We start from the raw sequence: 23,777 nt of genomic DNA on the forward strand, positions 1-23,777 counted from the left end.
ATGAAAGCGAAGATTGTTTTTATAACCGGAGCAAGCAGCGGAATAGGCGAAGGATGCGCCCGTAAATTTGCTAAGGAAGGATGGAACCTGATTCTGAATGCCCGTACAGTGTCGAAGCTGGAAGAACTGAAGGCTGAACTGGAAAAAGAGTATGGAATACAGGTCTGTGTGTTGCCTTTTGACGTTCGCGACCGGAAGCAGGCTGCCGCCGCACTGGAAGCGTTGCCGGAAGAATGGAAATCGATTGATGTATTGATTAACAATGCCGGACTGGTGATCGGTGTGGACAAAGAGTTCGAAGGTAGTCTGGACGAGTGGGATATCATGATCGATACGAATATAAGAGGTTTGCTCGCCATGACACGTCTGGTAGTTCCGGGCATGGTGGAACGGGGATGCGGACACATTATTAATATAGGTTCTATTGCCGGAGATGCCGCCTATCCCGGAGGCAGTGTTTACTGCGCCACCAAAGCTGCCGTGAAGGCACTTTCGGACGGACTTCGGATAGACTTGGTGGATACGCCGCTGCGGGTGACGAATATCAAGCCGGGCATGGTGGAAACAAACTTTACAGTGGTTCGTTACCGTGGTGACAAGCAGGCGGCTGACAATTTTTACAAGGGAATCCGCCCGCTGACCGGAGATGATATTGCCGAAACGGTATATTATGCTGCCTCGGCTCCTGCGCATATTCAGATTGCAGAGGTGCTTTTGATGCCGACTTATCAGGCAACGGGCACTATTTCTTATAAGAAGAAGGCGGAATAGATGTTTTTTCGCTCATTTTCTTTGCCGGATGATAAAATTTCTATTATTTTGTTGCCCGAAAACTAAATGTGAACGAACAAGATTATTGAATTATTAATTAAATACAGAATATTGGATATGAAAAAATTGGTCGTATTAGGAATGGGAGTATGCATGGTGCTTGCGTTTGCATCTTGTAAATCCAGTGAAAGCGCCTATAAAAAAGCTTACGAAAAAGCAAAACAGCAAGAATTGGCAGAACCGCAGGTGGAAGCTCCGGTAGAAGTGACTCCGGTAGTTGCAGCTCCTGTGACAACACCTAAGGCTACAGATACAACCGGCGTTCGTCAGGAAAAGGTGACAGTCGTTTCCGGTACCGACGGATTGAAGGATTACAGCGTAGTAGTAGGCAGCTTCGGTGTGAAAGCGAATGCTGAAGGCCTGAAAGACTGGTTGGACGGACAAGGTTACAACGCAACGATCGCATTCAATGCGGAAAAAGCAATGTACCGTGTGATTGTAAGCTCATTCGCTGACAAAGCGGCTGCTGTCGATGCACGTGACGCATTCAAGGCTAAATACCCGAGTCGTACAGACTTCCAGGGAGCCTGGTTGCTGTATCGCATTTATTGATTTCTTTTTGGTAATATATATCGGGATGTATAACCTATTTTCCCGAAATAAGAAGGCGGTAACTGGGAAGTTACTGCTTTTTTGTTGCACAATGTAAATTTGTTTTTTAGAAATTTTTATCATTCTACTAAAAGAAGTTATAAATAGTAGGTGGGAAACTTTTATAGCAAAGAAAGTTTTTACTTTTGTCAACTCTTATCTTGGAGGATTTATTGCCTTAGTGTAGATGAGATTTTAATAATGAAATTGAATGGAACAGAAATACGTAATGGCTGCTATCGATGCAGCGTTGAAAGCAGGTGAAAGAATTCTTTCTATCTATGAAGATCCGAGGTCGGATTTTGAAATAGAGAGGAAGGCGGATAACTCTCCCTTAACGATAGCAGACAGGAAAGCCCATGAGGCGATTGTGGCCATTTTGAATGAAACTCCTTTTCCGGTTCTTAGCGAAGAAGGCAAGCATATGGACTATGCAGTGCGGCGAGGTTGGGATACTTTATGGATTGTAGACCCGCTGGACGGAACGAAGGAGTTCATCAAGCGTAACGGAGAATTTACGGTAAATATAGCTTTGGTGCAGAACGCTGTACCTGTAATGGGTGTTATTTACGTGCCTGTAAAAAAAGAACTTTATTTTGCAGTGGAGGGGACAGGTGCCTATAAGTGTTCCGGCATTGTCGGTCTGGAAGACGAGGGAGTGACCTTACAGCAGATGATTGAGAAATCGGAACGGATGCCATTGGCGGATGCGCGCGATCATTTTATTGCTGTCGCTTCCCGTTCACACCTGACGCCTGAAACTGAAACATATATTGCAGACTTAAAAAAGAAACACGGCAGTGTGGAACTGATATCAAGCGGAAGTTCTATTAAAATCTGTCTGGTTGCCGAAGGAAAGGCGGATGTCTATCCGCGTTTTGCTCCGACGATGGAGTGGGATACGGCTGCCGGACACGCGATAGCCCGTGCCGCAGGGATGGAAGTATATCAGGCAGGGAAGGAGGAACCTTTGCGATATAACAAAGAGGATCTGCTGAATCCGTGGTTTATCGTTGAAGCAAAAAGAGAACACTAATTAATGTTTATATGACATTTGAAATTGTATTTGTACTATTATCCTTATTAGGAATGATGGCTGCCTTGATCGCGGATAAGATGCGGCCGGGCATGGTGCTCTTTTCGGTAGTGGTTTTGTTTCTGTGCGTCGGCATTCTGACTCCGAAGGAAATGCTCGAAGGTTTCAGTAATAAAGGAATGATTACCGTCGCCTTGTTATTCTTGGTAAGTGAAGGTATCCGTCAGTCGGGTACATTGGGGCAAGTGATCAAGAAACTGCTTCCGCAGGGAAAAACGACGGTGTTTAAAGCGCAGTTGCGTATCCTGCCGTCCGTTGCATTCATTTCCGCCTTTCTGAATAATACTCCGGTGGTAGTCATCTTTGCCCCGATCATCAAGCATTGGGCGAAATCGGTAAAGCTTCCGGCTACCAAGTTCCTGATTCCCCTTTCTTATGTGACTATCCTTGGCGGTATCTGTACGCTGATCGGTACTTCTACCAATCTGGTAGTGCATGGTATGATTCTGGAAGCCGGCTATGAAGGCTTCACCATGTTCGAACTGGGAAAGGTCGGCATCTTTATTGCCATTGCCGGTATCATATATCTTTTCATTTTCTCCAAACGACTCTTGCCCGATGCACGTCCGGATACGGCTGTGCCCGATGAAGAAGTGGAGGAAGGAGAGAAGCTGCATCGTGTAGAAGCTGTATTGGGAGCTCGTTTCCCCGGTATCAACAAGAAGCTGAGTGATTTCAATTTCCAGCGTCACTATGGTGCGGAAGTGAAAGAGATCAAAACACGTAACGGTCAGCGCTATGTCGATCATCTGGAGGATGTAGTGCTCCGTGAGGGGGATACGCTTGTGGTGATGGCGGATGATACGTTTATCCCGACTTGGGGAGAATCTTCGGTATTCGTGCTGCTTACTAACGGCAATGATCCGGATACTTCGGGAAAGAAGAAGCGCTGGCTGGCGTTGATCTTGCTGGTACTGATGATTGTCGGTGCTACGGTGGGCGAACTGCCGGCAACCAAAGAGATGTTTCCCGATATCAAGCTGGATATGTTTTTCTTTGTCTGCATTACTACTATTATCATGGCGTGGACCAATATTTTCCCCGCCCGTAAGTATACCAAATATATTTCGTGGGATATTCTGATTACGATTGCCTGCGCGTTTGCCATCAGTAAGGCTATGGTGAACTCCGGTGTGGCCGATTGTGTGGCAGGATTTATCATCGGTTTGAGTGACGATTACGGACCGCATGTATTACTTGCTATATTGTTTGTCATCACGAATTTGTTTACGGAACTGATCACGAACAATGCGGCTGCGGCTCTGGCATTCCCGTTGGCACTGTCCATCTCGGCGCAGTTGGGCGTAAGTCCGACACCTTTCTTTGTCGTGATCTGTATGGCTGCGTCTGCCAGCTTCTCCACACCGATCGGTTATCAGACTAATTTGATTGTGCAAGGTATCGGCAACTATAAGTTTACGGATTTTGTCCGTATCGGTCTGCCGCTCAATATCATCACTTTCTTAATCTCTGTGATCCTGATCCCGTTGATCTGGAACTTTTAATAAACATATTCTATAAATGGAAGAAAAAAATCATATATATCCGATTTTTGACCGCATGATGACGCGGGAGGACAAAGAAGAACTTCTGGGACAGCATAGCGTGATGATCTGGTTTACAGGTCTGAGCGGATCAGGTAAAAGTACGATCGCGATTGCATTGGAACGCGAACTCCATAAGCGCGGACTGCTTTGCCGTATTCTGGATGGAGACAATATCCGCAGCGGTATCAACAATAATCTGGGCTTCTCCGAAACTGACCGTGTAGAGAATATCCGTCGTATCGCCGAAGTATCCAAGTTGTTTCTGGACAGCGGCATCATTACGATTGCGGCATTTATCAGTCCCAATAATGATATCCGTGAAATGGCAGCGAATATTATCGGAAAAGATGATTTTCTGGAAGTTTTCGTAAGCACCCCGCTGGAAGAGTGTGAAAAGCGGGATGTGAAAGGACTGTACGCCAAAGCGCGCAAGGGAGAAATTCAGAATTTCACCGGAATTTCCGCACCGTTTGAGGTGCCCGAACATCCGGCCTTGGCATTGGATACTTCTAAGTTGAGTCTGGAAGAATCGGTCAACCGCCTGCTGGAGATGGTGTTGCCGAAAATAGAAAAGAAATAAATGAAGAAATTTCAAAAAAGATGGAAGAATATAAACTGAGCCATTTGAAAGAACTCGAAGCCGAGTCAATTCATATCATCCGCGAGGTGGCGGCGGAATTTGAGAATCCGGTGATGCTGTACAGCATCGGAAAAGATTCTTCGGTGATGGTGCGCTTGGCTGAAAAAGCGTTTTATCCGGGAAAAGTTCCCTTCCCGTTGATGCATATCGATTCGAAGTGGAAGTTTAAGGAAATGATCCAGTTCCGCGACGAATATGCCAAGAAACATGGTTGGAACCTGATTGTGGAAAGTAATATGGAGGCGTTTCATGCTGGGGTAGGACCTTTCACGCATGGAAGCAAGGTGCATACGGACCTGATGAAGACTCAGGCATTGCTGCATGCGCTGGATAAATATAAATTTGACGCTGCATTCGGCGGCGCGCGCCGGGATGAAGAAAAGTCACGCGCCAAGGAGCGTATCTTCTCTTTCCGTGATAAATTCCACCAGTGGGACCCGAAGAACCAGCGTCCTGAATTGTGGGATATCTACAACGCCCGTGTACACAAAGGTGAGAGTATCCGTGTGTTCCCGATCAGTAACTGGACGGAGCTGGATATCTGGCAGTATATCCGTCTGGAGAATATTCCGATCGTTCCGCTGTATTATGCCAAGGAACGTCCTGTGATCAATCTGGATGGTAATATCATCATGGCGGATGACGACCGTCTGCCGGAAAAATATCGTGATCAGATCGAAATGAAGATGGTGCGTTTCCGTACTCTGGGCTGCTGGCCGTTGACGGGCGCAGTAGAGAGCGGTGCGGCTACCATCGAAGAGATCGTGGAAGAGATGATGACGACTACCAAGAGCGAACGTACTACCCGTGTGATCGACTTTGACCAGGAAGGCAGCATGGAGCAGAAGAAACGTGAAGGGTATTTTTAAGCAATTAAAAATGAATGATTAAAAAACTAAAAGTTGGAAATGGATAATAAGCTGGATATAAAGGCCTTTCTGGATAAAGACGAACAGAAAGACTTGCTGAGACTGTTGACTGCCGGTTCGGTGGATGACGGAAAATCGACTTTGATCGGACGTCTGTTGTTTGACAGTAAGAAACTGTACGAAGATCAGCTGGATGCATTGGAACGTGACAGTAAGCGTGTAGGTAATGCAGGCGAACATATAGACTATGCTTTGTTGCTCGATGGATTGAAAGCGGAGCGTGAGCAGGGGATTACGATTGATGTGGCTTACCGCTACTTCTCTACCAACGGCCGTAAGTTTATCATTGCGGATACTCCGGGACACGAACAGTATACACGTAATATGATTACCGGTGGCTCTACGGCCAATCTGGCAATTATCTTGGTAGACGCCCGTACGGGTGTGATTACCCAGACCCGTCGTCATACTTTCCTGGTATCTCTGCTGGGCATCAAGCACGTGGTGCTGGCGGTCAATAAGATGGACCTGGTGGACTTCTCCGAGGAACGGTTCAACGAAATTGTAGCGGAATACAAGAAATTCGTAGAACCGCTGGGTATTCCGGATGTGAACTGTATTCCTCTTTCTGCCTTGGACGGTGACAACGTTGTGGATAAGTCCGAACGCACACCGTGGTATAAAGGAATCTCTTTGCTGGACTTCCTCGAAACGGTTCATATCGATAATGATCATAACTTCACGGATTTCCGTTTCCCTGTGCAGTATGTGCTGCGCCCGAACCTTGACTTCCGTGGTTTCTGCGGTAAAGTGGCATCGGGTATTGTCCGTAAGGGAGATACAGTGATGGCATTGCCTTCCGGAAAGACTTCCAAGGTGAAAAGTATCGTGACATACGACGGCGAACTGGATTACGCTTTCCCGCCGCAGTCGGTTACACTGACACTGGAAGACGAAATCGACGTATCCCGTGGTGAAATGCTGGTGCATCCGGACAACTTGCCGATCGTTGACCGCAACTTCGAAGCGATGATGGTATGGATGGATGAAGAACCGATGGACATCAATAAATCGTTCTTTATTAAGCAGACTACCAATTTGAGCCGTACCCGCATCGACGCGATCAAATATAAAGTGGATGTCAACACGATGGAGCATCTTTCCATTGACAATGGACAACTGACAAAGGACAATTTGCCATTGCAGCTCAATCAGATCGCCCGCGTTGTGCTGACTACTGCCAAGGAGCTTTTCTTCGATCCTTATAAAAAGAATAAATCTTGCGGTTCCTTTATCCTGATCGATCCGATTACGAATAATACCTCTGCCGTAGGTATGATTATCGACCGGGTGGAAATGAAAGATATGGCTGCCACGGACGATATCCCCGTACTGGATTTGTCGAAACTGGACATTGCCCCGGAACATCACGCCGCCATAGAAAAAGCCGTGAAGGAACTGGAACGCCAGGGACTCTCCATAAAAGTGATTAAATAAAATGTAGAACGATGGGATTACTTGAATTTAATAAACTTCCGATTAATACGTTGGTAGGTGCCGACTGGAAAACGTTTAAGGCAATCACTGCCGGCCGTGATATTGATGCTGCTTATAAAGGCAAGTACCGGTTGACGAAAGCGGTGTGCCGCCTGCTTTCTCCGTTGGCTGCATTGCAGGATAAACGCTACGAAAAGTTGTTGGCCAATCAGCCGCTGGAACATGATCCGGTATTCATTCTGGGACACTGGCGGAGTGGAACTACTTTTGTACATAACGTGTTCTCCTGCGACAAGCATTTTGGGTATAACACAACTTATCAGACCGTATTCCCGCATCTGATGATGTGGGGACAGCCTTTCTTCAAGAAGAATATGAGCTGGCTGATGCCGGACAAGCGTCCGACGGATAATATGGAGCTGGCAGTGGATCTTCCGCAGGAGGAAGAGTTTGCATTGTCGAACATGATGCCGTATACCTATTATAATTTCTGGTTCCTGCCGAAATATCAACAGGAATATGCGGACAAGTATCTGCTGTTTGATGATATCACGGACAAAGAACTGAAAGTGTTTGAAGAGGTATTCACAAAATTGATCAAGATTTCTTTGTGGAACACCAAGGGTACGCAATTCCTCAGCAAGAACCCTCCTCATACGGGCAGGGTGAAAGAATTGGTGAAAATGTTCCCGAACGCCAAGTTTATCTACCTGATGCGTAATCCGTATACGGTATTTGAATCTACACGCAGTTTCTTTACAAATACAATCCAGCCTCTGAAACTGGAGGATGTCAGCAATGAACAATTGGAGGAGAATATCCTTTCTATTTATGCAAAGCTGTATCATAAGTATGAATCGGATAAGAAATTCATTCCGGAAGGCAATTTGATCGAAGTGAAGTTTGAAGACTTTGAAGCGGATGCGATGGGAATGACGGAGAATATTTATAAGTCACTTTCTATCCCCGGCTTCGCCGAAGCACAAGGAGATATCGAAAAATATGTCGGCGGCAAGAAGGGATATAAGAAGAATAAGTATAAATATGACGACCGGACGATTCGATTGGTAGAGGAAAACTGGGATTTTGCTTTGAAACAATGGAACTATAATTTATAAAAGAAAGGATAAGTATTGATGATTAAGAAAATGGTTCATCGCCTGTTTCTGACAGGCTTCGTTGCATTTTTTTCTTCCTTGTCTTTGATGGCGCAGCATAAAGTGGAGATGGTCCCCTTCGGGGATATGGACCAATGGGTGGACCGCCAGATAAAAGAGTCGGGGATTATCGGAGGGAATACGAAGAATGTGTATGAGATTGGTCCGACGACTGTAATTAAGGGAGATCAGGTGTATAAGAATATGGGTGGCTCACCGTGGGCGACTTCGAATGTGATGGCGAAAGTGGCAGGTATTACCAAGACAAATACGTCGGTTTTTCCGGAGAAACGGGGAGACGGTTACTGTGCACGCCTGGATACGCGTATGGAGAGTGTGAAGGTACTGGGGCTTGTCAATATAACCGTATTGGCTGCCGGCTCTATCTTTACGGGATCTGTGCACGAACCGATCAAGGGTACCAAGAACCCGCAGAAGATGCTTCAGACGGGGATTCCGTTTACCAAGAAGCCGGTTGCCCTTCAGTTTGACTATAAAGTGAAGGTGTCCGACAGGGAAAAACGTATACGTGCTACCGGTTTCAGTAAAATTACAGATGTAGCGGGCAAGGATTATCCGGCTGCTATTTTATTTTTGCAGAAACGCTGGGAGGATGCCAACGGAAATGTTTATGCCAAGCGTATCGGAACGTTGGTGACTTATTACTATCACTCTACCGACTGGAAGAATAATGCCACGTATGAAATTATGTATGGAGACATTACCAGCCGTCCCGAATATAAACCTCACATGATGCGTCTGCAGGTGACTGAGAACTATACAGTCAACAGCAAAGGTGAAAGCGTGCCTATCCACGAAGTGGCATGGGGGGATGAAAATGATGAACCGACTCATCTGTATCTCCAGTTCACATCCAGTCATGGCGGAGCTTACGTCGGTTCACCCGGAAATTCATTGTGGATTGATAATGTAAAACTGGTATATTAATTAAGGTAGCGGAAAAAATAAGGGATAACCAATGATAATCGATATCATTGGTTATTTTTTTGCTTTTATTTTTCTTTCAAAAATGTTGGCTATACCCTTTGTAGGCTATCTAACACTTTTATCATCCCATATAAATATCACGAAGAAATGTTTTTTTACGAGTTTTTTTGTGTGTATTACAATAAATATCTATATTTGCACCAAATTTAAAGAAAAAGGGTAGAGATTTATATCTCTTTGTTTAAGATTTAGAGCCTGTAGAGTTGTGGTTATAGCGTAACACAAACTGCATTATATTATTTACTAAAATAAATTGAGATGAAAAAGGGTTTATTGTTTATTTTAATGGTAGGGGCTTCTGTGTGCCTGTCTGCTCAGGAAAAAGGAAAAACAGAAGGTAAAGCCTACACTGTAGAGACTAATCGTTTTGGGGCCAATTGGTTCATTAGTGGTGGCGTTGGTGGTCAAATGTACTTTGGCGACAACGACGGTAAAGCGGATTTCGGAAAACGCATTGCTCCGGCACTTGATATTGCCGTAGGTAAATGGTTTACTCCGGGTATCGGATTGCGTGTTGCATACAATGGTCTTCAAGCTAAGGGAGCTGCTCCTAGTGCTAATGACTTGTATACAAAAGGTGGCAAGTATTCTAACGGTTACTACAAGCAGAAATGGAACATGGCTAATTTCCATGGTGATGTTCTCTTCAACCTTTCTAACATGTTCTGCGGTTACAACGAGGATCGTCTTTATTCATTCATTCCTTACGTAGGTGCAGGTGTGGCTCTTTCTTGGTCAGAACCTCATCAACAAAACTTAGGTATCAATGCCGGTTTGATCAACCGCTTCCGTGTATCGGATGCTTGGGATATCAACCTTGAATTGCGTGGCCTTTTGATGAAGGATGCATTCGGCGGAACTTCTAAAGAAGGTATGGCCGGTGTAACTGTAGGTGTAACTTACAAGTTCAAAAAACGCGGATTCAACGCTGTTCCTACTGTACCGATGGTACCGGAAAGCCAGTTGGACGACATGAGAAACAGACTGAACTCTCTGAAGGGTGAAAACGAATCTCTGAAACGTGACTTGGTTGAAGCACGCAACAAGAAGCCGGAAGTAATCGTTAAGAAAGAAGGCGGATTCGTTCCACGTCTGGTTGTTGTATTCAACATTGGTAAGAGCAACATTAGCAAAAGAGAGTACATGAACATCGAAGCAATGGCTAAGGGTATCAAAGCTAATCCGGAAAAGACATTTACTGTTACAGGATATGCTGACAAGGGTACTGGTTCTGCTGAGTACAACATGAAGTTAAGTAAGAAGAGAGCTGAAGCTGTACGTGACCTGATGGTGAACGAATTCGGTGTACCTGCTTCTCAACTGAAGGTTGATTACAAGGGTGGTGTAGGCAATATGTTCTACGATGACGCTAAGTTGAGCCGTGTTGCTATCGTGGAAGAATAATCCACAGTTGAAATAATAGAATAAAAGAGACGTTTCCTTTCGCGGGAAGCGTCTTTTTTGTATTTTTGTACCCCATATGAGCAGAATAGTAGCTATAGATTATGGAAGGAAGCGCACAGGGATAGCTGTGAGCGATACGTTACAACTGATTGCAAACGGGTTGACAACTGTACCCACGCATGAACTTCTGAACTTTATCGGCGAGTATGTGGCAAAAGAACCGGTAGAGCGGATTATTATAGGATTGCCCAAGCAGATGAATAATGAAGCTTCGGAAAATATGAAGAACATCGAACCCTTTGTTCGTTCATTGAAGAAACGTTTCCCGGAACTTCCTGTAGAATATGTGGACGAACGTTTCACATCTGTTCTCGCGCACCGTACGATGCTGGAAGCCGGACTGAAAAAGAAAGACCGGCAAAACAAAGCATTGGTGGATGAGATAAGTGCCACTATTATTCTGCAAACATATTTGGAGAGTAAACGTTTTTAATAATAAGACAGAGAATAATTTAATTTTTTAGTAGAGTATAAAGTATGATTTTACCAATTTATGTATATGGCCAGCCTGTTTTGAGAAAGGTGGCAGAGGACATAACCCCGGAGTATCCGAACCTGAAAGAGCTGATCGCGAATATGTTTGAAACAATGGTGCACGCCGATGGCGTGGGACTGGCCGCTCCGCAGATCGGCTTGCCTATCCGTGTCGTTACGATTACATTAGATCCGCTTTCGGAAGACTATCCGGAATTTAAGGATTTTAATAAAGCTTATATCAATCCTCATATCATCGAAGTGGGTGGGGAGGAAGTCAGTATGGAAGAAGGCTGTCTGAGTCTGCCCGGCATTCATGAGTCTGTGAAAAGAGGAAATAAGATCCGTGTGAAATACATGGACGAGAACTTTGTAGAGCATGATGAAGTGGTGGAAGGCTATCTGGCAAGGGTGATGCAGCATGAGTTCGACCATCTGGACGGAAAGATGTTTATCGACCACCTTTCGCCGTTGCGCAAACAAATGATAAGAGGAAAATTAAATACGATGCTGAAAGGAAAAGCGCGTAGTTCATATAAGATGAAACAGGTGAAATAAAGATAAAAAACGTTTATATCCCTGTTAAGTAAGCGAAAAGCATTATTTTTGTTTCGTTTACAAGCATAAAATATCAATGATTAAAAGAATACTAACAGTTTTATTGCTGTTCCCCACACTGGTTTGTGCTCAGATTAATACGGAGCGGGTGATGACTATTGCCCGCAATGCGCTGTATTTTGAGGACTACGTGCTTTCTATTCAGTATTTCAACCAGGTAATTAATGCGAAACCATATTTGTATGAGCCTTATTTTTTCAGGGCGCTGGCAAAGGTGAACCTGGAGGATTATCAAGGAGCGGAAGCGGATTGTGACGAGGCTATCAAACGGAATCCGTTTGTAGTAGGTGCATATCAGGTTCGTGGACTGGCACGGATTCGTCAGAGTAAATTCGACGGGGCGATTGAGGATTATCAGAAAGCATTGCATTATGATCCCGAAAACATCACCTTGTGGCATAATCTGACCTTGTCGCATATTCAGAAAAAGGATTATGACGCAGCCAAGGAGGATTTGGAGAGCTTGCTGAAAGTTTCTCCGCGCTATACACGTGCCTATCTGATGAGGGGAGAGGTTTCTTTGCAGCAGAAGGATACGGTTGCGGCACTGAAGGACTTTAATACGGCTCTCGAACTGGATAAGTATGATCCGGACGCATGGTCGGCAAGGGCTATTGTCCGCTTGCAGCAGTCCAACTATGCAGAAGCGGAATCGGATTTGGACCGTGCGATTCATCTGAGCGCGAAGAACGCGGGTAATTATATAAATCGTGCTTTGGCCAGATTCCATCAGAATAATCTGAGGGGTGCTATGAGCGATTATGACCTGGCTTTGGATATTGATCCCAATAACTTTATCGGGCATTATAACCGTGGTTTGCTTCGTGCCCGTGTCGGGGATGACAACCGCGCTATCGAGGACTTCGATTTTGTGATTCAGATGGAACCTGATAATATGATGGCTATCTTTAACCGTGCGCTGCTTCGTGCTCAGACGGGAGATTACCGTGGCGCTATCAAAGACTATACAACAGTTATCGACCAGTATCCGAACTTCCTCGCTGGATATTATCATCGTGCGGAAGCCCGCAAGAAGATCGGCGACAAGAAGGGGGCCGAACAGGATGACTTCAAACTGTTGAAGGCTCAGCTTGATAAGCAGAATGGAGGGACGAACAAAGATGTTGCCCAGAATAAGGATAAAGAAAACCAGGGCGGCGAGAACGGTGACGAAAGCGAGGAAGGAAAAACCCGTAAGAAGTCTGACAAGAACATGAACAACTATCGCAAGATTGTGATTGCCGATGATTCTGAAGCGGATCAACGCTATACAAGTGATTATCGCGGACGCGTACAGGATAAGAATGTGAACATAAAACTGGAACCGATGTTTGCCTTGACTTATTATGAAAAGTCGAGCGAAGTGAAGCGTTCGGTGAATTTCCATAAGTTTATTGAAGACCTGAATCTGTCGAATGTACTTCCGAAGCGTATCCGTATTACAAATATGGAGGCCCCGCTGACGGAAGAACAGGTGAAATTCCATTTTGCCCTGATTGATGCGCATACATCGGCTATTGTGGACGATGACAAGAGTGCTCCGAAGCGTTTTGCCCGTGCCATTGACTTTTATCTGGTACAGGATTTCTCCAGTGCGGTTGCCGACCTGACTCAGGCGATATTGCTGGACGGCGATTTCTTCCCGGCCTATTTCATGCGTGCACTGATTCGTTGCAAACAACTGGAATATCAGAAGGCTGAACAGGCTGCCGAAGCGGATATGCCGAGTGGCGCTGCTGCCAAGGAAGTGAGTGCGGTGGATTATGAAGTTGTCAGAAAGGACCTGGATAAGGTGATAACTCTGGCTCCGGACTTCGTTTACGCTTATTATAACCGTGCCAATGTGGCGGCTATGCTGAAAGATTACAGGGCTGCGATTGTTGATTACGATAAGGCGATTCAGCTGTCTCCGGACTTTGCTGACGCTTATTTCAACCGGGGACTAACGCATATTTTCCTGGGTAATAATAAGGCGGGAATCTCAGATTTGAGCAAGGCCGGTGAACTAGGAGTTGTTTCTGCTTACAATGTGATCAAGCGTTTCACGGATCAGACAGAATAACATTTTTTTGATAAAAAATAGAAAACTCAAAAGATTTCGTTACTTTTGCGTTCTCATTATGAAAATATAACATCATCATATTATGATAAAGATAACATTTCCCGATGGCTCCGTTCGTGAGTATAACGAAGGAGTGAACGGTTTACAGATTGCAGAAAGTATCAGTTCGCGCTTGGCACAGGATGTACTTGCATGTGGCGTGAACGGTGAGACTTATGATTTAGGACGTCCTATTAATGAAGATGCTGATTTCGTACTTTACAAATGGGACGATGAAGAAGGCAAACATGCATTTTGGCACACAAGCGCCCACTTGCTGGCTGAAGCTTTGCAGGAACTTTATCCGGGTATCCAGTTTGGTATCGGACCGGCTATCGAAAACGGTTTCTACTATGATGTGGATCCGGGAGAAGCTGTGATTAAAGAAAGTGACCTGCCTGCTATCGAAGCAAAGATGCTTGAATTGTCGGCAAAGAAAGAAGCGGTAGTCAGAGAAAGTATTTCGAAGACGGACGCTCTGAAAATGTTTGGCGACCGTGGCGAAACGTATAAATGTGAATTGATTTCAGAACTGGAAGACGGACATATTACTACCTATACCCAGGGTGCGTTTACTGACCTTTGCCGTGGGCCTCACTTGATGACGACTGCGCCGATCAAGGCTATCAAGCTGACAACTGTTGCCGGTGCTTACTGGCGCGGTCACGAAGACCGTAAGATGTTGACCCGTATCTATGGTATCACATTCCCGAAAAAGAAAATGCTGGATGAATATCTGGTGTTGCTGGAAGAAGCCAAGAAACGTGACCACCGTAAGATCGGTAAGGAAATGCAGTTGTTTATGTTCTCTGAAACAGTAGGTAAGGGACTTCCGATGTGGTTGCCGAAAGGTACTGCACTGCGTTTGCGTTTGCAAGAGTTCTTGCGTCGTATCCAGACCCGCTATGACTATCAGGAAGTAATTACTCCGCCTATCGGTAATAAGTTGCTGTATGTGACTTCCGGTCACTATGCAAAATACGGTAAGGATGCGTTCCAGCCGATCCATACTCCGGAAGAAGGAGAGGAGTATTTCCTGAAACCGATGAACTGTCCGCATCACTGCGAGATATATAAGAATTTCCCGCGTTCATACAAGGACCTTCCGTTGCGTATTGCAGAATTCGGTACGGTTTGCCGTTATGAACAAAGTGGTGAGCTTCACGGTTTAACTCGTGTACGCAGCTTTACTCAGGATGACGCACATATTTTCTGTCGTCCGGATCAGGTGAAAGATGAGTTCCTCCGTGTGATGGATATCATTTCTATCGTGTTCCGTTCGATGAATTTCCAGAATTTCGAGGCTCAGATATCACTCCGTGATAAAGTGAACCGTGAAAAATACATCGGTAGCGATGACAACTGGGAGAAAGCTGAACAGGCGATTATCGAGGCTTGTGAGGAAAAAGGCCTGCCGGCTAAGATTGAGTACGGTGAAGCTGCTTTCTATGGTCCCAAGCTCGACTTTATGGTGAAAGATGCCATCGGCCGCCGTTGGCAGTTGGGAACCATTCAGGTAGACTATAACTTGCCGGAACGTTTTGAACTGGAATATATGGGCTCTGACAACCAGAAGCACCGTCCGGTGATGATTCACCGTGCACCATTCGGATCAATGGAACGTTTTGTGGCTGTATTGATCGAACACACTGCCGGTAAGTTCCCGTTGTGGCTGACTCCGGATCAGGTAGCTATCCTGCCGATCAGTGAAAAGTTCAATGAGTATGCAGAGCAAGTGAAGATGTATCTGAAAATGCATGAAATCCGTGCTATTGTGGATGATCGTAACGAAAAGATCGGCCGCAAGATCCGTGACAATGAAATGAAACGCATTCCTTATATGCTGATTGTGGGTGAAAAAGAAGCTGAAAATGGTGAAGTTTCTGTTCGCAGACAAGGGGAAGGCGACAAAGGAACCATGAAATATGAAGAATTTGCTAAAATTTTGAACGAAGAAGTTCAGAATATGATAAATAAATGGTAACTTTGCAGCCGTTTCATGATAAATATTTAGTAGAACAATAAAAAAATCAAACTAGGAAGTAAACGTTTTTAATGAAGAATGACACTTTAAAAGGGCAATATAGAATCAATGAACAGATTCGTGCCAAAGAAGTCCGCATCGTGGGCGACGAGATTGAACCGAAAGTATATCCTATCTTTCAGGCCTTGAAAATGGCTGAAGAGAAAGAGCTGGATCTAGTTGAAATTTCCCCCAATGCTCAACCTCCTGTTTGTCGTATTATTGATTACTCTAAATTTCTTTATCAATTAAAGAAACGCCAGAAGGAGCAGAAAGCGAAGCAGGTAAAAGTGAACGTAAAGGAAATCCGTTTCGGACCGCAGACTGACGATCATGATTACAACTTTAAGCTGAAACATGCCAGAGGATTCCTGGAAGACGGGGATAAAGTGAAGGCATATGTATTCTTTAAGGGGCGTTCCATCCTTTTCAAGGAACAAGGTGAAGTGTTATTGCTTCGTTTTGCCAACGATCTTGAAGATTTTGCAAAGGTGGATCAGATGCCGGTACTTGAAGGTAAGCGTATGACAATCCAGCTTTCTCCGAAGAAAAAGGAAATGCCTAAAAAACCGGCGGCTTCCAAACCGGTAACTCAGGGACAGAAGGCTGAAAAGCCGGAAGCGGGCGAGGAAGAATAAAAAAGAATGAATGCGTGGCGCGCAGGTATAGTGCGTCACCATTATATATTTAATAATTTTAAAAACAAGTAAGATGCCAAAGATGAAGACTAACTCCGGTTCTAAAAAAAGGTTTACCCTTACCGGAACAGGTAAAATCAAAAGAAAGCACGCTTTTCACAGTCACATTTTGACTAAGAAATCGAAAAAGAGAAAAAGAAATCTGTGCTACTCTACAACTGTTGATACAACAAATGTAAGCCAGGTTAAGGAACTCTTAGCAATGAAGTAATCAAAAGCGTACAAAGTATTATTAAAGTATTAACCGAATGCTTTAGCCTGAAGTTCGTTGCGTGAAGTAACGGCGCTAACATTCAAAAAAAGTAAAACTATGCCAAGATCAGTAAATCATGTTGCTTCAAAAGCAAGAAGAAAGAAAATTTTGAAATTAACCAGAGGTTACTTTGGTGCAAGAAAAAATGTATGGACCGTAGCTAAAAACACTTGGGAAAAGGGTTTGACTTACGCGTTCCGTGACCGTAGAAATAAGAAAAGAAACTTCCGCGCTCTTTGGATACAACGTATCAACGCTGCTGCACGTCTTGAAGGAATGTCTTATTCTAAATTGATGGGCGGTTTGCACAAAGCCGGTATTGAAATAAATCGTAAGGTTTTGGCTGATTTAGCTATGAATCATCCGGAAGCTTTCAAAGCTGTAGTTGCTAAAGCAAAAGCTGCTTAAGTTTCAATAGTTTAGGATTTACAAAGTGTCAGTTATCGATCCGATAACTGGCACTTTTCTTTTGTTAGGCGGAGAGAAAGGATGAAAAAAAATGTTAGTGGACGAACAAATTCTTTCTTTTTCTTGCTATTCTCAGAGAATCTTATTACATTTGTGATAGAAAAATATTAGCCGTATCGACTGGATCGGGAAACTCTTCAAATTAATCTGATGCACCGAGAAAGCTTCGTTCTTCAATGGCGGGCCACATCCTTCGGGACAGCTTTAAGCCGGTGGATTACAAAGAGGGCGAGCGCTCAAATCTTGTTCTATCAGAGTTTCATCACATCGTCGATGCGGCTTTTTTATATACTCTTCTATGATATTTTATTTCTCAGGTACAGGTAACTCTAAATGGATTGCTAATCAGCTTTCTAAAGAACAACAGGAAGATTTGTTTTTTATCCCGGACGCATGGAAGAATGACACATGGGAGTTCTCTTTGCGGGAGGATGAGAAGATCGGTTTTGTCTTTCCGGTCTATTCGTGGGCGCCTCCCGTGATTGTACAGGAGTTTATTCGGAAGCTGGTTCTGAAGGGGTATGAGCAGCAATATCTGTTCTTTGTGTGTTCGTGTGGAGACGATACGGGGCTGACCCGGCAGGTGATGGAAAAGGCATTGGCTGCGAGGGGATGGAGATGTAATGCGGGCTTTTCTGTAATTATGCCCAATAACTATGTGTTGTTCCCCGGATTTGATGTGGATAGCAAGGAACTGGAAAAGAAAAAACTGGCAGAAGCGGTTCCGGCTCTTGAAAAAGTCAGTAGACTGATAACCGGGAGAGAAACTGTCTTTGCATGTAAGGAGGGGAGTTTGCCTTTTATCAAGACGAGGATCATCAATCCGTTATTTGTTCGTTATCAGATGTCTCCCAAACCTTTCCATGCAACGAGTGAGTGCATCGGGTGCAAGCGCTGTGAAAAAAGTTGTCCGGTAGGGAATATAACGATGAAGGAAAGAAGACCGGTTTGGGGAAAGAATTGCACCGCCTGTCTGGCATGTTATCATGTGTGCCCTCAGCATGCGGTGCAATATGGTAAAAAGACAAAAGGCAAGGGGCATTATTTTAACCCCGACTCAGCTTATTGATCTTTTATTTTAATACAGCAGTTGGATAAGTCTTCGATTATGGCAAGGCTTTCTACTCTGACACCTTTCTCTTCCAGTATTTTACGTCCATTTTGGAAGGCTTTTTCGATAATGAACCCCATGCCTACCAATTTTGCTCCGGATTGCTCTATGAGGTCGAGAATGCCTAATGCGGCATTTCCGTAGGCAAGGAAATCATCAACAAAAAGAACATTGTCATTTGGGGTCAGAAAATCGGCACTGATCACTACTTCATAATCACGGTCTTTGGTGAACGAGTGTACGGTAGTGCTTAGTGCGTTCTGAATCGTTTTGGGTGATTTCTTTTTGGCGAATACAACCGGTAAGTCCATGAGATAGCCCGTCATGATGGCAGGAGCGATACCGCTTGCTTCGATAGTCATGATCTTGTTTACGTTTGTGGCTGCAAAGCGGCGGACAAATTCTACTCCGATGGATTTCATCAGGACAGGATCCATCTGGTGATTGATAAAACCATCTACTTTAAGGATGCCTCCTTCGTAGCATTTTCCGTCCTGCAGAATTCTTTTTTTTAGTAATTGCATTATAATCTGATAATTAAATAATGTGCTAATATGCCATTTGTTACTGATATCATACAGTATTGGGTTGGCATATTAGCATATCGGGCATTTGAATATTTATTTGTTGTCTCTTAAGTCCTTCACTCTGACGGCTTTCCCCTCGCTCTGCGGGAGAGACCCTTTCTTTACTAGTTTTACTTTCGGGGTAACCAGTATTTCATCTTTTAATTGACGGATAATATCTCTGCGGATCTTTTCCAGTTCGATATAGTTGTCTGTAGAAAGATCGCTTAATTCCACTTCGACGATCATCTCATCCTGATTGTTGACTGTCTCCAGCGTAATCAGATAATTGCTGCCTAATTCGGGGAACTGAACCAGAATCTTTTCGACTTGCATGGGGAAGATGTTGACTCCCTTGATGATAAACATATCGTCGCTGCGTCCCTTGATCCGGTCGATGCGGAGATGGGTGCGGCCGCACGGACATTTTCCGGGTAGTATACGGGTAAGGTCGCGGGTGCGGTAGCGGATAAGCGGCATCATTTCACGGTCAAGTGTAGTGAGTACCAATTCGCCGATTTCTCCTTCGGGAACGGGTTCTCCTGTTTCAGGATCGATGATTTCTACCAGATAGCAATCTTCCCAGAAGTGCATTCCGTTCTGCTCCTGGCATTCGAAGGCAACACCGGGGCCGTTCATTTCCGTCATACCGAAACTATTATATGCTTTCACATTGAGCATCCGTTCTATTTTACGGCGCTGTTCGTCAGTATGCGGTTCGGCACCGATCACCAAGGTTTTCAGGGTTGTTTCTCTCGGGTCGATACCTTCTTCCTGAAATACTTCGGCAAGACGGATAGCGTAGCTTGGGATGGCGTGTAAGGCGGTAGTCTTAAAGTCACTGATGAATTTAATTTGCCGTTTACTGTTTCCGGCTGCGGCAGGTACGGTAAGGCACCCAAGGCGTTCTGCACCATATTGGAAACCTAATCCACCTGTAAACATTCCATATCCGGAGCTGTTCTGGAAGACATCTGTCTTGCGGATCCCCACCATGTAAAGGCAACGGGCTACCAGATTTGCCCATGAGTCGAGGTCATGTTGTGAATGTACGATGACTGTCGGGTTTCCTGTAGTTCCACTGGAAGAGTGGATACGTACACCGTCGCTTTTCATATTGCCAGCCACTAGTCCGAAAGGATAGTTGGCACGCATATCCGATTTAGTGGTGAAAGGAATTTTGCGGATGTCGTCCAGTGACTGGATACTATCTCCGGTGATGCCGTTTTTGCTGAAAACCTCTTTGTAATAAGGTGAGTTTGCGGCTATGTTAATCGTTTTTTTAAGTCGCTGAAGTTGCAGTTCCTGCAACTTCTCGCGACTCATGATTTCAATTTCTTCTTCCCAGTATTGTGTACTCATGATTGTGATAGTTATTGCATTAGCTTTTCCGCAATTTCCTTGCCGGCAGCCAGTGCTTTAAGATTCATTTCGACAATAGCTTCTCCTTTGCGCAGGAAGATTTCGCGGATACTGTCTTGTACTTTCTCGTAATCGATGCCGAGGAACGGAATGGTTGCACCCAGCAAAACGATATTGGCAACTCGTGCAGAACCTACTTTTTTGGCTACTTTATCCACGTTCAGTACGATCTTATGCGGCAATTTGTTGATTTCAGCCATTACTTTGTCTTCTTCCGGATAATTGGGGATGTTGACAAACGGAGTTTCGTTGGTTACCAGCCATCCTTCCGGACTGAGATAGGGGAGATAGCGCAGACCTTCCATCGGTTCGAGCGAAATGATAAGGTCGCATTTGCCGGATGGTATCAGATCCGAAGCAATCGGTTTGTCGCTGATGCGGAGATTGGACTGAACGTCTCCGCCACGCTGGCTCATTCCGTGTACTTCTGCTTGCTTCATGTAAAGTCCTTCTTTCAAAGCAGCTTTACCAATAACTGTAGCGATGGACAAAATACCCTGTCCACCTACTCCTGATAATATAATGTCTTTTTTCATGGCTTACTTACTTCTTTTTTTGCGTGCTAATGTTTGAATACACTCTCTGCGCGGGATGATAACGGATACACCGTTGTATTCGATTTCTTCGCGTATGATCTGTCTCATTTCCTCGTGGTTCTTCTTCAATGGAACAACGACACGGATATGGGCAGGTTCGACTCCTAAACCGATACAGATGGATTCAATACGTCCTGTGCCCGCAGAGTCCTGACCACCGGTCATTGCTGTTGTCTCATTGTCTGAAATGACAATAACGACATTGGCATTTTCGTTGACGCAATCCAGCAAACCTGTCATTCCGGAGTGAGTAAATGTAGAGTCACCGATTACAGCTACGGACGGATGAAGGCCTCCGTCGGCCGCACCTTTCGCCATTGTGATGGAAGCTCCCATGTCTACGCATGAATTGATGGCGTTGAACGGAGCGTTGGCTCCCAGCGTATAGCAACCGATGTCGCTGAATACTTTATGGGAAGGATATTCTTCTTTGAGTACTTCTGTCAGTGTGACGTACATATCACGGTGTCCGCATCCTTCACACAGTGCGGGAGGACGCATTTCGACTACAGAAGGGACGCCGAATTCCGATTTGTTTTCTTTGCCGACCGCGCGTGCTACAGAGTCTGGATTTAATTCTCCGTCTTGTGACAGTGTGCCGTCCAGACGTCCTTTTACTTTGATACCAATGCCCAGATAGCCTTTCAGATGTTTTTCAACGAATGGCTGTCCGTCTTCCAGTACCAGAATCTCGTCGCAGGATTCAACCAATTGCAGCAATTGCTTTTTAGGCAATGGATACTGGCCGATCTTAAGTACCGGGTATTCACAACCTTCCGGATAGTTTTCCATCAGATAATTGTAGCCGATACCGCAAGCGACGATTCCCAGTTTTTTGTTAGGGCCGTCTATGTATTTGTTGTAAGGAGATTCCTCGGAAGCTTTGATGAATTCGTCCTGGCGGGCAAGCAATACTTTATAGCGTTTGCGGGCATTTCCCGGCAACAGGATAAACTGACGGGGATCTTCACTGAATGAAATGCTGTTCTGTGGCTTCTGCTCTTTGCGCTCTACTCCGGAACGGGAGTGTGCGAGGCGGGTGACCATACGCATTAAGATCGGTTCGCCTGTTTTCTCAGAGAATTCGAATCCGTTGTATACCATGTCATATGCTTCCTGCTGGTTGCTGGGCTCGTACATCGGTATCAGGGAGAAGTCTCCGTAGAAGCGGCTGTCCTGTTCATTCTGTGAAGAGTGCATGCTGGGGTCGTCTGCCGCTATCACAATCAGTCCTCCCTTCACACCCGTGATGGCAGAATTGACGAAACAGTCTGCAGCCACATTCATGCCTACATGCTTCATGCACACTAAGGCGCGTTTGCCTACAAATGACATACCCAGTGCGGCTTCCATGGCAGTTTTTTCGTTGGCACACCAACGATTATGTATGTTCTGCTCAGTGGTTATAGGCGCCATTTGGATATATTCAGTAATCTCAGTTGAAGGAGTACCGGGGTAGGCATATACACCTGAAAGTCCGGCATCCAGTGCAGCTTGTGCAATGGCTTCATCGCCAAGTAAGAGTTGCTTGCTCATATATTTCCTTTATTAGTGTTGATCACAGTTTGTTATTATATCGGGCAAAGATAGCCTTTTTGGCTCGTTTTATCACAAAATTACTTGAAAATCTTTCTTTCATTAAGTGCTTTCCAATATTTTCTTGCATTTGCCATGTGGTCGGCATAATTGGATGCGAAATTGTGAGTACCTGAAAAATCTTCTTTCGCACACATGTAAATGTAATTGTGTTTCGTGTAGTTTAATACACTGTCCAAGCCCTTTTTAGAGGGGATGCGGATAGGTCCCGGAGGTAAACCGCTGTTGATATAAGTGTTGTAGGGAGAGTTGACTTTCAGATGCTCATTGGTGATGCGTCGCAGCCCGAAATCCTGTAAAGCGAACTTGATGGTAGGGTCTGCCTGCAGGGGCATACCTGTGTGCAGGCGGTTGATGTATAGTCCGGCTACCATCGGCTTTTCTTCGTTGTTGTTGGTTTCTTCTTCAACAATGGAGGCGAGGGTGCAGACTTCTTCCGGTGTCATGCCGATAGCGGTTGCCTGGGCAAGACGTTCGTCATTCCAGAATCGTTTGTGTTCTGTCTGCATACGTTTGAAGAAGTCGTCGACACTCATATCCCAATATACCTGATAGGTCTCGGGGATGAAAAGACAGGGCATGGTGACCGGCGTATACCCCATTTCGGCCTGAAAAGCGGAATCGAATAGTTGGCGGGCTATTTCGGCGGAGTCGATCATCAGTTGCTTGCCGATGCTTCGCGCCAGCCGGTCTAGTGTCCGTACGCTTCCGATAGTGAGATTCATCGGTTCCTGATAACCTCTGAAGAAGCGGCTGAATACATGGTATACGTTTTCGTTGGGGCGGATGGCATAACGTCCGGTATGTATATTCTGGTCGAATTTTCTATATTTTGCCATCCATTGAAATCCGGTGAATTTGTTGACATGACCGGTTTGTCTGATCTTATTGTAGATTGAATCTGCCGTGTCATCCCGGTCTACATATACATAGACGGTTTTGGAGGGATGAAACTGAGGAGCAAAGAGATAATAATAGACTGTTCCTCCGGCAATGGCGCAAAGAAGGAGAGCTCCGGTCAGAACGGATAATAAGATATTTCTTGTTTTCTTTTTCATCTTGTGACGTAACTTTAAAAATTGCGTCAAAGATAGGAAGATTTTGGATAGGAGCGATTCCTTTCAACGGTGAATAGTTGAAATTCGGCTGAT

23 protein-coding genes are annotated in these 23,777 nt (G+C 44.9%); 18 read left to right on the forward strand and 5 right to left on the reverse strand.

Translation table 11 applies throughout. The annotated features are described in order from the left end of the window. From ACHLI0_RS23500 to ACHLI0_RS23585, 18 genes are all read left to right on the forward strand, one after another. Positions 1-771, forward strand: coding sequence for an SDR family NAD(P)-dependent oxidoreductase (locus ACHLI0_RS23500; protein WP_008760689.1), 771 nt, complete (start codon positions 1-3; stop codon positions 769-771). A gap of 117 nt (positions 772-888) precedes the next feature. After that, a complete protein-coding gene (locus ACHLI0_RS23505) occupies positions 889-1,383 on the forward strand; it encodes an SPOR domain-containing protein (RefSeq protein ID WP_008766080.1) in 495 nt (164 codons plus the stop codon). Positions 1,384-1,633: 250 nt separating this feature from the next. After that, a complete protein-coding gene (gene cysQ / locus ACHLI0_RS23510) occupies positions 1,634-2,458 on the forward strand; it encodes a 3'(2'),5'-bisphosphate nucleotidase CysQ (RefSeq protein ID WP_490750157.1) in 825 nt (274 codons plus the stop codon). 11 nt (positions 2,459-2,469) lie between these two features. Then, positions 2,470-4,023, forward strand: a complete 1,554-nt coding sequence (locus ACHLI0_RS23515) for an SLC13 family permease (protein ID WP_008766078.1) — start codon at positions 2,470-2,472, stop codon at positions 4,021-4,023. Positions 4,024-4,039: 16 nt separating this feature from the next. After that, complete coding sequence (cysC, locus tag ACHLI0_RS23520) at positions 4,040-4,645, forward strand: adenylyl-sulfate kinase (protein WP_011107257.1); 606 nt, start codon at positions 4,040-4,042, stop codon at positions 4,643-4,645. Between the two features lie 8 nt (positions 4,646-4,653). After that, positions 4,654-5,574, forward strand: a complete 921-nt coding sequence (gene cysD, locus ACHLI0_RS23525) for a sulfate adenylyltransferase subunit CysD (protein WP_255309879.1) — start codon at positions 4,654-4,656, stop codon at positions 5,572-5,574. 39 nt (positions 5,575-5,613) lie between these two features. Beyond that, complete coding sequence (cysN, locus tag ACHLI0_RS23530; RefSeq protein WP_055217458.1) at positions 5,614-7,071, forward strand: sulfate adenylyltransferase subunit CysN; 1,458 nt, start codon at positions 5,614-5,616, stop codon at positions 7,069-7,071. An 11-nt stretch (positions 7,072-7,082) separates the two neighbouring features. Beyond that, positions 7,083-8,189 carry a cholesterol-responsive sulfotransferase gene (locus tag ACHLI0_RS23535; protein WP_008760696.1) on the forward strand — a complete coding sequence of 369 codons (1,107 nt, stop codon included), beginning with the start codon at positions 7,083-7,085 and terminating at the stop codon, positions 8,187-8,189. An 18-nt stretch (positions 8,190-8,207) separates the two neighbouring features. Next, complete coding sequence (locus tag ACHLI0_RS23540) at positions 8,208-9,176, forward strand: PCMD domain-containing protein (RefSeq protein WP_490750158.1); 969 nt, start codon at positions 8,208-8,210, stop codon at positions 9,174-9,176. 318 nt (positions 9,177-9,494) lie between these two features. After that, on the forward strand, positions 9,495-10,640 hold the full coding sequence (locus ACHLI0_RS23545) for an OmpA family protein (RefSeq protein WP_008760698.1): 1,146 nt from the start codon (positions 9,495-9,497) through the stop codon (positions 10,638-10,640). A 76-nt stretch (positions 10,641-10,716) separates the two neighbouring features. Continuing rightward, positions 10,717-11,133: a Holliday junction resolvase RuvX gene (gene ruvX, locus ACHLI0_RS23550; protein WP_008760699.1), complete on the forward strand. Its 417-nt coding sequence runs from the start codon at positions 10,717-10,719 to the stop codon at positions 11,131-11,133. A gap of 44 nt (positions 11,134-11,177) precedes the next feature. Then, the gene (gene def / locus ACHLI0_RS23555; RefSeq protein ID WP_008760700.1) at positions 11,178-11,732 is read left to right on the forward strand and encodes a peptide deformylase; all 555 of its coding nucleotides are present in this window, start codon (positions 11,178-11,180) and stop codon (positions 11,730-11,732) included. A gap of 76 nt (positions 11,733-11,808) precedes the next feature. Then, positions 11,809-13,854: a tetratricopeptide repeat protein gene (locus ACHLI0_RS23560; protein ID WP_055217461.1), complete on the forward strand. Its 2,046-nt coding sequence runs from the start codon at positions 11,809-11,811 to the stop codon at positions 13,852-13,854. 82 nt (positions 13,855-13,936) lie between these two features. Beyond that, on the forward strand, positions 13,937-15,877 hold the full coding sequence (gene thrS / locus ACHLI0_RS23565) for a threonine--tRNA ligase (RefSeq protein WP_008766072.1): 1,941 nt from the start codon (positions 13,937-13,939) through the stop codon (positions 15,875-15,877). A gap of 71 nt (positions 15,878-15,948) precedes the next feature. Next, entirely contained in the window at positions 15,949-16,554 is a 606-nt protein-coding gene (gene infC, locus ACHLI0_RS23570; RefSeq protein WP_062695168.1) for a translation initiation factor IF-3, read from the forward strand. A gap of 73 nt (positions 16,555-16,627) precedes the next feature. After that, on the forward strand, positions 16,628-16,825 hold the full coding sequence (rpmI, locus tag ACHLI0_RS23575) for a 50S ribosomal protein L35 (RefSeq protein WP_004297539.1): 198 nt from the start codon (positions 16,628-16,630) through the stop codon (positions 16,823-16,825). Positions 16,826-16,924: 99 nt separating this feature from the next. Continuing rightward, a complete protein-coding gene (gene rplT / locus ACHLI0_RS23580) occupies positions 16,925-17,275 on the forward strand; it encodes a 50S ribosomal protein L20 (protein WP_004297540.1) in 351 nt (116 codons plus the stop codon). Positions 17,276-17,633: 358 nt separating this feature from the next. After that, positions 17,634-18,404: an EFR1 family ferrodoxin gene (locus ACHLI0_RS23585; protein WP_132062021.1), complete on the forward strand. Its 771-nt coding sequence runs from the start codon at positions 17,634-17,636 to the stop codon at positions 18,402-18,404. On the opposite strand, the gene xpt is transcribed toward ACHLI0_RS23585, so the two are convergent. The 5 genes from xpt to mltG form a co-directional block, all read right to left on the reverse strand. Continuing rightward, the gene (gene xpt / locus ACHLI0_RS23590) at positions 18,398-18,970 is read right to left on the reverse strand and encodes a xanthine phosphoribosyltransferase (RefSeq protein ID WP_008760704.1); all 573 of its coding nucleotides are present in this window, start codon (positions 18,968-18,970) and stop codon (positions 18,398-18,400) included. The genes ACHLI0_RS23585 and xpt overlap by 7 nt on opposite strands. Before the next feature lie 96 nt (positions 18,971-19,066). Further along, on the reverse strand, positions 19,067-20,374 hold the full coding sequence (locus ACHLI0_RS23595; protein WP_016267844.1) for a phenylacetate--CoA ligase: 1,308 nt from the start codon (positions 20,372-20,374) through the stop codon (positions 19,067-19,069). 11 nt (positions 20,375-20,385) lie between these two features. Further along, positions 20,386-20,970, reverse strand: coding sequence for an indolepyruvate oxidoreductase subunit beta (locus ACHLI0_RS23600; protein WP_490750159.1), 585 nt, complete (start codon positions 20,968-20,970; stop codon positions 20,386-20,388). A 3-nt stretch (positions 20,971-20,973) separates the two neighbouring features. After that, a complete protein-coding gene (locus ACHLI0_RS23605) occupies positions 20,974-22,566 on the reverse strand; it encodes a thiamine pyrophosphate-dependent enzyme (RefSeq protein WP_490750160.1) in 1,593 nt (530 codons plus the stop codon). Between the two features lie 80 nt (positions 22,567-22,646). Continuing rightward, positions 22,647-23,684, reverse strand: coding sequence for an endolytic transglycosylase MltG (gene mltG, locus ACHLI0_RS23610; protein WP_008760708.1), 1,038 nt, complete (start codon positions 23,682-23,684; stop codon positions 22,647-22,649). Positions 23,685-23,777: the final 93 nt, after the last annotated feature.

This window comes from Bacteroides sp. RCH18, from assembly GCF_058231005.1.

What these genes read in the sequence shown, in the direction of transcription:
- ACHLI0_RS23500 (WP_008760689.1), top strand. Translation starts at nt 1, where the DNA reads ATGAAAGCGAAGATTGTTTTTATAACCGGAGCAAGCAGCGGAATAGGC.
- ACHLI0_RS23505 (WP_008766080.1), top strand. Translation starts at nt 889, where the DNA reads ATGAAAAAATTGGTCGTATTAGGAATGGGAGTATGCATGGTGCTTGCG.
- cysQ (WP_490750157.1), top strand. Translation starts at nt 1,634, where the DNA reads ATGGAACAGAAATACGTAATGGCTGCTATCGATGCAGCGTTGAAAGCA.
- ACHLI0_RS23515 (WP_008766078.1), top strand. Translation starts at nt 2,470, where the DNA reads ATGACATTTGAAATTGTATTTGTACTATTATCCTTATTAGGAATGATG.
- cysC (WP_011107257.1), top strand. Translation starts at nt 4,040, where the DNA reads ATGGAAGAAAAAAATCATATATATCCGATTTTTGACCGCATGATGACG.
- cysN (WP_055217458.1), top strand. Translation starts at nt 5,614, where the DNA reads ATGGATAATAAGCTGGATATAAAGGCCTTTCTGGATAAAGACGAACAG.
- ACHLI0_RS23535 (WP_008760696.1), top strand. Translation starts at nt 7,083, where the DNA reads ATGGGATTACTTGAATTTAATAAACTTCCGATTAATACGTTGGTAGGT.
- ACHLI0_RS23540 (WP_490750158.1), top strand. Translation starts at nt 8,208, where the DNA reads ATGATTAAGAAAATGGTTCATCGCCTGTTTCTGACAGGCTTCGTTGCA.
- ACHLI0_RS23545 (WP_008760698.1), top strand. Translation starts at nt 9,495, where the DNA reads ATGAAAAAGGGTTTATTGTTTATTTTAATGGTAGGGGCTTCTGTGTGC.
- ruvX (WP_008760699.1), top strand. Translation starts at nt 10,717, where the DNA reads ATGAGCAGAATAGTAGCTATAGATTATGGAAGGAAGCGCACAGGGATA.
- def (WP_008760700.1), top strand. Translation starts at nt 11,178, where the DNA reads ATGATTTTACCAATTTATGTATATGGCCAGCCTGTTTTGAGAAAGGTG.
- ACHLI0_RS23560 (WP_055217461.1), top strand. Translation starts at nt 11,809, where the DNA reads ATGATTAAAAGAATACTAACAGTTTTATTGCTGTTCCCCACACTGGTT.
- thrS (WP_008766072.1), top strand. Translation starts at nt 13,937, where the DNA reads ATGATAAAGATAACATTTCCCGATGGCTCCGTTCGTGAGTATAACGAA.
- infC (WP_062695168.1), top strand. Translation starts at nt 15,949, where the DNA reads ATGAAGAATGACACTTTAAAAGGGCAATATAGAATCAATGAACAGATT.
- rpmI (WP_004297539.1), top strand. Translation starts at nt 16,628, where the DNA reads ATGCCAAAGATGAAGACTAACTCCGGTTCTAAAAAAAGGTTTACCCTT.
- rplT (WP_004297540.1), top strand. Translation starts at nt 16,925, where the DNA reads ATGCCAAGATCAGTAAATCATGTTGCTTCAAAAGCAAGAAGAAAGAAA.
- ACHLI0_RS23585 (WP_132062021.1), top strand. Translation starts at nt 17,634, where the DNA reads ATGATATTTTATTTCTCAGGTACAGGTAACTCTAAATGGATTGCTAAT.
- xpt (WP_008760704.1), bottom strand. Translation starts at nt 18,970, where the DNA reads ATGCAATTACTAAAAAAAAGAATTCTGCAGGACGGAAAATGCTACGAA.
- ACHLI0_RS23595 (WP_016267844.1), bottom strand. Translation starts at nt 20,374, where the DNA reads ATGAGTACACAATACTGGGAAGAAGAAATTGAAATCATGAGTCGCGAG.
- ACHLI0_RS23600 (WP_490750159.1), bottom strand. Translation starts at nt 20,970, where the DNA reads ATGAAAAAAGACATTATATTATCAGGAGTAGGTGGACAGGGTATTTTG.
- ACHLI0_RS23605 (WP_490750160.1), bottom strand. Translation starts at nt 22,566, where the DNA reads ATGAGCAAGCAACTCTTACTTGGCGATGAAGCCATTGCACAAGCTGCA.
- mltG (WP_008760708.1), bottom strand. Translation starts at nt 23,684, where the DNA reads ATGAAAAAGAAAACAAGAAATATCTTATTATCCGTTCTGACCGGAGCT.